The 6,435-nt window shown below is 31.6% G+C and carries 8 protein-coding genes; 7 read left to right on the top strand and 1 reads right to left on the bottom strand.

The genetic code is table 11. The features are described 5' to 3' along the window. Positions 1–956, bottom strand: a 956-nt coding sequence (locus tag ACN5J3_RS03725) for an IS110 family transposase (RefSeq protein WP_418510827.1), incomplete at its 3' end; no start/stop codon positions are given. A gap of 332 nt (positions 957–1,288) precedes the next feature. On the opposite strand from ACN5J3_RS03725, the gene ACN5J3_RS03720 reads away from it, so the two are divergent. The 7 genes from ACN5J3_RS03720 to ACN5J3_RS03690 all read left to right on the top strand — a co-directional run bounded on the left by ACN5J3_RS03720 (position 1,289) and on the right by ACN5J3_RS03690 (position 6,380). Next, the gene (locus tag ACN5J3_RS03720; RefSeq protein ID WP_418510818.1) at positions 1,289–1,783 is read left to right on the top strand and encodes a hypothetical protein; all 495 of its coding nucleotides are present in this window, start codon (positions 1,289–1,291) and stop codon (positions 1,781–1,783) included. 130 nt (positions 1,784–1,913) lie between these two features. Continuing rightward, positions 1,914–2,654: a hypothetical protein gene (locus ACN5J3_RS03715; RefSeq protein ID WP_418510817.1), complete on the top strand. Its 741-nt coding sequence runs from the start codon at positions 1,914–1,916 to the stop codon at positions 2,652–2,654. 113 nt (positions 2,655–2,767) lie between these two features. Continuing rightward, positions 2,768–3,532 (top strand): hypothetical protein, encoded by a 765-nt coding sequence (locus tag ACN5J3_RS03710; protein WP_418510816.1) that lies wholly within the window; start codon positions 2,768–2,770, stop codon positions 3,530–3,532. Between the two features lie 150 nt (positions 3,533–3,682). Continuing rightward, on the top strand, positions 3,683–4,102 hold the full coding sequence (locus tag ACN5J3_RS03705; protein WP_418510815.1) for a hypothetical protein: 420 nt from the start codon (positions 3,683–3,685) through the stop codon (positions 4,100–4,102). A 130-nt stretch (positions 4,103–4,232) separates the two neighbouring features. Beyond that, complete coding sequence (locus ACN5J3_RS03700; protein WP_418510814.1) at positions 4,233–4,814, top strand: hypothetical protein; 582 nt, start codon at positions 4,233–4,235, stop codon at positions 4,812–4,814. 136 nt (positions 4,815–4,950) lie between these two features. Further along, a complete protein-coding gene (locus tag ACN5J3_RS03695) occupies positions 4,951–5,562 on the top strand; it encodes a hypothetical protein (protein ID WP_418510813.1) in 612 nt (203 codons plus the stop codon). Positions 5,563–5,804: 242 nt separating this feature from the next. Next, positions 5,805–6,380, top strand: coding sequence for a hypothetical protein (locus ACN5J3_RS03690; RefSeq protein ID WP_418510812.1), 576 nt, complete (start codon positions 5,805–5,807; stop codon positions 6,378–6,380). The last annotated feature ends 55 nt before the right edge of the window (positions 6,381–6,435 follow it).

Here is a 6,435-nt window from a genome sequence, read left to right as displayed (position 1 = left end):
TTTGAAACATAGTTTTCATCATAAGGCAATCCGCTTTTTGCAATAGCAAAGGCCTGTTTTAGCAACTTATTCGCTACCGCTATTAATGCTAGTTTAGCACTCTTTCCTTTAGCTACAATTCTATCAAATAAGGCTTTGCAAGCTGCGTTATATTTGTAGGCTGAAAAGGCTGCTAAAAACAATAAATTTCTTAATTTCTTATTACCTACTTTACTTATCCTACTGCGCCCTCGTACACTGCTTCCTGATTCTCGAATCGTTGGTGTAATGCCTACATAACTACATAGCTGTGATGCACTTTCAAATTTTTTAAAACCATCTGTAATTACGATTAAAAACAACGCTGTTTTTAAGCCTATTCCTGGTATGGTTTGCAATAGTGTTAATTGCTCTTGTTGGTCTTGTTTTACCAATTCTAATAAGCGTTTCTCTAATATTAAAATCTCTTTCTTTAAATGATTTAAGTCGCGTTGTAAGGAACGATAAACCGTTTTTGATGGAATACCCAGAGTCTCTTCGCCATGAAGCTTATTTTTTGTAGCTGTACTCTTTTTTACGTAATTATCCAATAACCTAAAGAGCTGTAAGCATTCTGCTTGTACATCTGTTAGAGCATTGTACAAGGGAACATCATTAAGGATACCATACTCACAAATTGATTTTGCATCACTCTTATCCGTTTTTACTTTGGCTAGTTTCATTTGAATAAAACGTTTTACGGACAAGGGATTTACAACTGAAACTAACACCCCGTTTTTATTTAAAAATTGTGCTAATCTGTAATGATAATATCCCGTAGACTCCATCACTACCAAAGCTTCTTTTGATAAACTTTTTAGTAGTGTTTTAAAACCCTTTTCATCATTCTTTAATTGAAAATGTCCTGTATCTTGATTGTAAATATCAAACACAGATTTACTAATGTCAATACCGTAAATTTTTCTATCTTTAGTCATAACAACTTGAAATTTGGAAAGAACAACGCTACTCATATTTCAACAACTTAAAAACGAGATCTAGGTCTCACAGAACTGAACGAAGTTTAAGTAGTAAAAGAGAGAGGATTATCAATGTTGCCGAAGTCTAATGCTTCACCGTGTATAGTAACCTTAATACTCTCTTTTGTTCTTTCTGATTATTATTTAAATTTAGTGATTTACAAACTTAAGTCGTGTATAGTTCATTGCTTCTGAATTTCCGATAGGAAATTCAGAAGCAATGAACTATCTTGGTTTCTTAATCTGAAAATCCTAGCGGATTTTCACGCAACAAACCATACACAAACACGTTGGCAACAATTACCAATCAAGCTCAAAAAATGAAAAATTGGAATAAAATTGGAAAAATAAAAGGTTTAGTGATTTTAATTCTTTGTGTTATTTCATTATCGCTACTGAATTTTAATGCTGAAACTGAATCAAAAAATGACTTTTACATTGGAATTATTATTCTGACTTTTTTATTCTTTGTTCTATTCCTTCCCTTAATTACAAAATTTTGGAGTTTATTCGGATTCAAGTTTGAAAAACCGAATTGGAATGAAAATCCGATTACTTTTAAATACACAAAGAGTTTGAATTTTTTTCAATTTATAGCTTTTTGGTTTATAAGTTCGGGATTTGTAAATGTTTTCATTGTCGGAGTTTTTAATCAAACGTTTGACGGAGAAAGCGCGAATTTATTCGTTGCTGGAATTAGTATTTTAATCGGAATAAAGTTAAGCTTGAAATGGCTAAATAAAAATAAAGAAGGAAAAGATAAAACTGTTGCCAACACCGTATAAAATTAATTACTTATTTTAGGCTTAAACAAAGGTCGTTGCGCTTTTGTTACGTCTGATTTTCCTGCGGAAAATCCTCGCACACAAAACCGCAACTAATCTTATACAAACACGTTGGCAGTAAGTTGAACAAATGAACCCTGAATTCAAGAAAATTTTTAAAAACGAGTATTATCAAATAATTGCTGGAATAGTATTCGGACTTATTTTGATAGGCGTTTTTATTAATAAAAAAATGTTTCTTTCTGTATTTGCAATTATTGGTGCTTTTTTCATTATTCTCAACTTAATTAGACTGATAGACGTTCTCAACGGAAATAAGACTAACTTAAAAAAACTGATTAAAGGAACAATATTAGCACCTGTAATATTGGGATTATTTGTCGGCTTTGTAGGAAACGAATTCAAGCATTTAGGAAATACAATAAATGACTCGGAAATCTTCAAAGAATTTGGAATATATGGTTTGATTTTTGCAATTTTTATAGTCATTTTAAGATATAGTTTTAAACCAAAAGAAAATCGGAAGTTTAGTTTTTCGGGACTTTTTGCATCACTAATAGTTTTTCCTTTATTATTTATTTCTTGTGTGACTTTTATTAATAGATACAAAGCCGAAGAGCAGTTAAACCCAATGGAATCTATTGTATGGGAAAAAGAATCCGAAATTGACGAAAAAGACAAAAGCGATTCTCAATTTTGGATTTTTACAAACGTTGGAATCTACAAAGAGAAGTTCAAAGTTGAATTTGAACTCTGGAATAACTTACAAAAGAATGATACGATCCTTTTGTTTACGGAAAAAGGAAATTTAGGATATGAAATAGTTGAGCGGATTGAAAAAAAACCTACTGCCAACAACGTGTATAATTAATGGCTAGTTCGAGCTTGCTTACGAAAATCCTCGCGGATTTTCTATTAGGTTTGTATTTGCTAAATTAGTGGCTTAAACACGCCACTAATCATACACAAACCGTTAGCAGCAAGATGAAAAACAAGAAAGAACTAAATAAAATTCAATTTGAGCCTTTTATGAAATTTGTGATTGAATTTCACAATGCTTCTCTTTCTTATAATCAACTGCTTAATAAAATTGCTGACAAACCAGAGCTATTTAATACGGATGACATAGCATCAACTGAAGAGGCTTTCTTGGTAAAACATTTGGCTGAATGGGAAACTTTTATTTTAAACATAATTGTTTATTGCGTTGCAATTGATACAAATCAAATATCAAAATTTTTGGATTTAGAATTACCTAAAAAAATGAGTTTTGAAAACGCAACGGCTGTGGTAAACGGATTAAGTTATTTATCAATAACAAGTTCTTCAGAGTTAAAAGGATTAGCAAAAAAGATAATTACTGAAAAAAATAATCCCTTTGAACAATTTCAGATGAAATTTCTAAATCATATTGACGAGGCTTATGCATTGAGAAATTATGTAGCACATAAAAGTAGAAAATCAAAAAGTAGTCTTTTGAAAATATATAACAATCGACATAATATTAAAGAATTTATAGAACCAGGTAAATTTTTAGCCGAGAGAATTAAGGATGAAATCGGAGATTATCCTCGCTCACATTTATATTATGGTAAGTTTATGACTATGGTAACTATGATTTGGCGGCATTTAGACCCGAAATCCTACAACTTTGTTTATGAAGATGAAAACACAAATGAAGGTTGGCTAAAAGGAATGGTCAAAATGAATCAAGTATTTGAGATAATGACCAAACAATATGAATTATAAAATCCAGCTGCTAACAATGGCTATCAGTAATTGCTTGTTCTCGGTTACTTCTGAAAATCCTCGCGGATTTTCAGCTTGGTGTGTACTTGCTAAGTTAAGTGCTAAATCACGCAACTTCTCATAGCCGAGCCGTTAGCATACATTTGAGAAATGACGATACAAAACGAAATAGGAACTCGAAAAATAGAACTGAATATATGTGATTCGGAACTTATAAATTATCCGAGTTATCGTTTGAATATTAATATTCTGACTGAAGAGCTTAATGCGGAATTCACTCGTCCAATTTGGATTGCGTTAACGGATTTAGAATTTTTTACTCAAAAGTTGATTGAATTGGAAAAAACCAGAATTGGCGACGAAAAACTTGAAAGTATAAGTCCCGAAGAATTTCACATAAGATTTCGGAATATTAACAAACTTGGACATTTAGCGGTTGAATTAAAAATAAGGAAATCAAGTTCATATCAAAATGACTATTCTGATTTAATAAAAGTGGAATTTGAAATTGAACCAACCGCTTTTCCGAGAATAATAAATGAGCTGAACGAAATGAAAAACGTATGCTAACAACCTGCATAATTAATTGCGTCTGAATTTCCTCTCGGAAATTCAATCTTATTAATTATCTTTCGGTTACGGCGGAAAATCCTCGCGGATTTCTCGCAACGAGCCATACACAAAACCGTTGGGCAAAATTATGATGAACAGCATTTTCCATAACAAAGAGTTTGAGATAAACGGAATTTCTGTGCCTGAATTTGAATTAAAAAGCGGAAATCTAATCAGAATTTATATTCCAAACTTTAATCTTGAAAACTTCCCACTAGGTTTTGACTTGACTATCGAATTGATAAAACGATTTCAAAATCAAAAAAATGATTTTCCTTGGGCAAAAAACTACAGACAAAATACTATTGCGGAATTTTTAAGTCCTTTGACTGTAAATAAATATCTGATTAATAAAATGCGGATTGACAAACTTACCGCAAAAAGAATCGCAGAAGAAATAGGAATTAGTTTAATTGAGAAATTTGAATATTTGAGTTTAAAAAACAAAAAAGCACTAATCATAAAAGCCTGCTTTGAAAAAAACGATTCTATTCTTTTAGATTATTATGGAGTTGATGCAATGGGAATTGAGTTTTTGGAAAATTTAATTAATATAGAAATAGAAAAAGGTAAATCTGCTATTGCTTTTGACAATTTACAATTCGCAAATGAAAAAGAACCTTATGAGAATATTAAACCGATAAAAATAACTGTACCTAACACAGTATAAAAATAATTGCTATTTTAAGCTTAAACAAAGTCGTTGCGCTTTTGTTACGTCTGAATTTCCTTCGGAAATTCCTTGCACACAAAACCGCAACTATTCTTATACATAAACGTTGTACACCATTTGAGAAGACGCACATTTGAACCAAGAAATTAAAATATCACGTTCTGACTTAATTGCAAAATGCGACCAATATCTGAATGGAGAAATAGAAAAATCCGATTTAGAAAATTATGCTTCAGATTTGATTGGAAAAGACTTCTTTGATTGGGAAGATGAAATAATCTCTGACATTATTTTTCAATGGGACAGTCCAGAAATTAACTTCCCAATAAATAAAAGGAATATTGAATTATGGAAACATCAACTGCAAACGGAAGAAAATTTATTAGCTGATTATAATTTGTGGAATGTACATATTGACCGACAAAAAAAGATTTGCGAAAAATATCAATCAAAGTGGAATCCAATAAACAAAAAACTAAAAGTTGGAATTGGTTCAGACCTAAATTCTGACCCAATTCACGGATTGAGACATCCGCAAGAAAAAGGAACAACAGGTTGGTATATTTGGACAGGAGAATATTCGGAATCTGATGATTTTTTCAAACCAATATGTGCGGAACATTTGCTTCAAATCCGACCTGAATTAATTAAATATTTCGGACTTGATGTTGGCTATCGATTTTTGATTGACAAAAGCGGTTATGAGGATGTTTGGTTTGACGAAAAGCTAAAAATAACGGAATGAAAAAACGGTGTACAACAATATATAACCGCAATGTATTCGCCCATTTTATTTAAAAAAAGGAGTTCATCGGTCACTGTGCTTGGTCAGCGGATTCAACTACGTCCGACACGAGCACAAAGTGCGAACTGGCAAAGCAATCCACTCGGAATTGCTAACGTCTGTTCTTAACCGAAAATTATTAACTTTAAAACCCGTAACTGACGGTTATACAAGACCGTTGTGTGTAATTTGAGAAATTCAAAATGTCTTTAAAATCGATGAAAAACAGATATCTAATATTGTTGATTTTAATTGTTCTAGGTTGTAATAGCAAAAAACCAAAAAGCAACACTTTAGAACAAAAACAACAAATTGGAATTGAAAAGGAAACCAAAAATGAAGTTGTTATATCAGAAAAGAAACCTAAAGTTGAATTGAATGACACAACTTCAATAGCAAATGTCGCTGTGGAATTTATCAATGGTTACGTTATGAACTGTAACAAAATGAAGGAACAGATTGGAATAATTGAATGGGTAAATGCTTATCCAAATGTTAGTCCAGAATTTAAAAAAGAACTGACTGAAATGATTCGAGAAGCCGAAAAAAATGACCCAGGATATGGATTAGGATTTGACCCAATTTTTGACGCTCAAGATTATCCTGACGATGGTTTTGAACTTGTCGATTTTGACTCGAATTCAAATTATTTGACTGTAAAAGGAAAAAGTTGGAAAGGTTTTGAAATCACTATGAAAATTAAAGAACATAATAAAAAATGGATTGTAGATGGATGCGGGGTGATTAATATTCCAAAAACTAAACAAGCGAAAAGATAAAACCTACACACAACAATGTATAACCGAAAATCATTAACTTTAATCCCGTAACTGA

The sequence above is a fragment of the Corallibacter sp. genome (genome assembly GCF_048381695.1).
Lineage (GTDB): Bacteria > Bacteroidota > Bacteroidia > Flavobacteriales > Flavobacteriaceae > Corallibacter > Corallibacter vietnamensis.
Note: the sequence above shows the minus strand (reverse complement) of the source record. Positions and strands in the feature narration are given on the sequence as shown.

Excerpts from the sequence above, each read along its gene's own strand:
- ACN5J3_RS03715 (WP_418510817.1), top strand. The coding sequence starts at position 1,914 with ATGAACCCTGAATTCAAGAAAATTTTTAAAAACGAGTATTATCAAATA.
- ACN5J3_RS03710 (WP_418510816.1), top strand. The coding sequence starts at position 2,768 with ATGAAAAACAAGAAAGAACTAAATAAAATTCAATTTGAGCCTTTTATG.
- ACN5J3_RS03705 (WP_418510815.1), top strand. The coding sequence starts at position 3,683 with ATGACGATACAAAACGAAATAGGAACTCGAAAAATAGAACTGAATATA.
- ACN5J3_RS03700 (WP_418510814.1), top strand. The coding sequence starts at position 4,233 with ATGATGAACAGCATTTTCCATAACAAAGAGTTTGAGATAAACGGAATT.
- ACN5J3_RS03690 (WP_418510812.1), top strand. The coding sequence starts at position 5,805 with ATGTCTTTAAAATCGATGAAAAACAGATATCTAATATTGTTGATTTTA.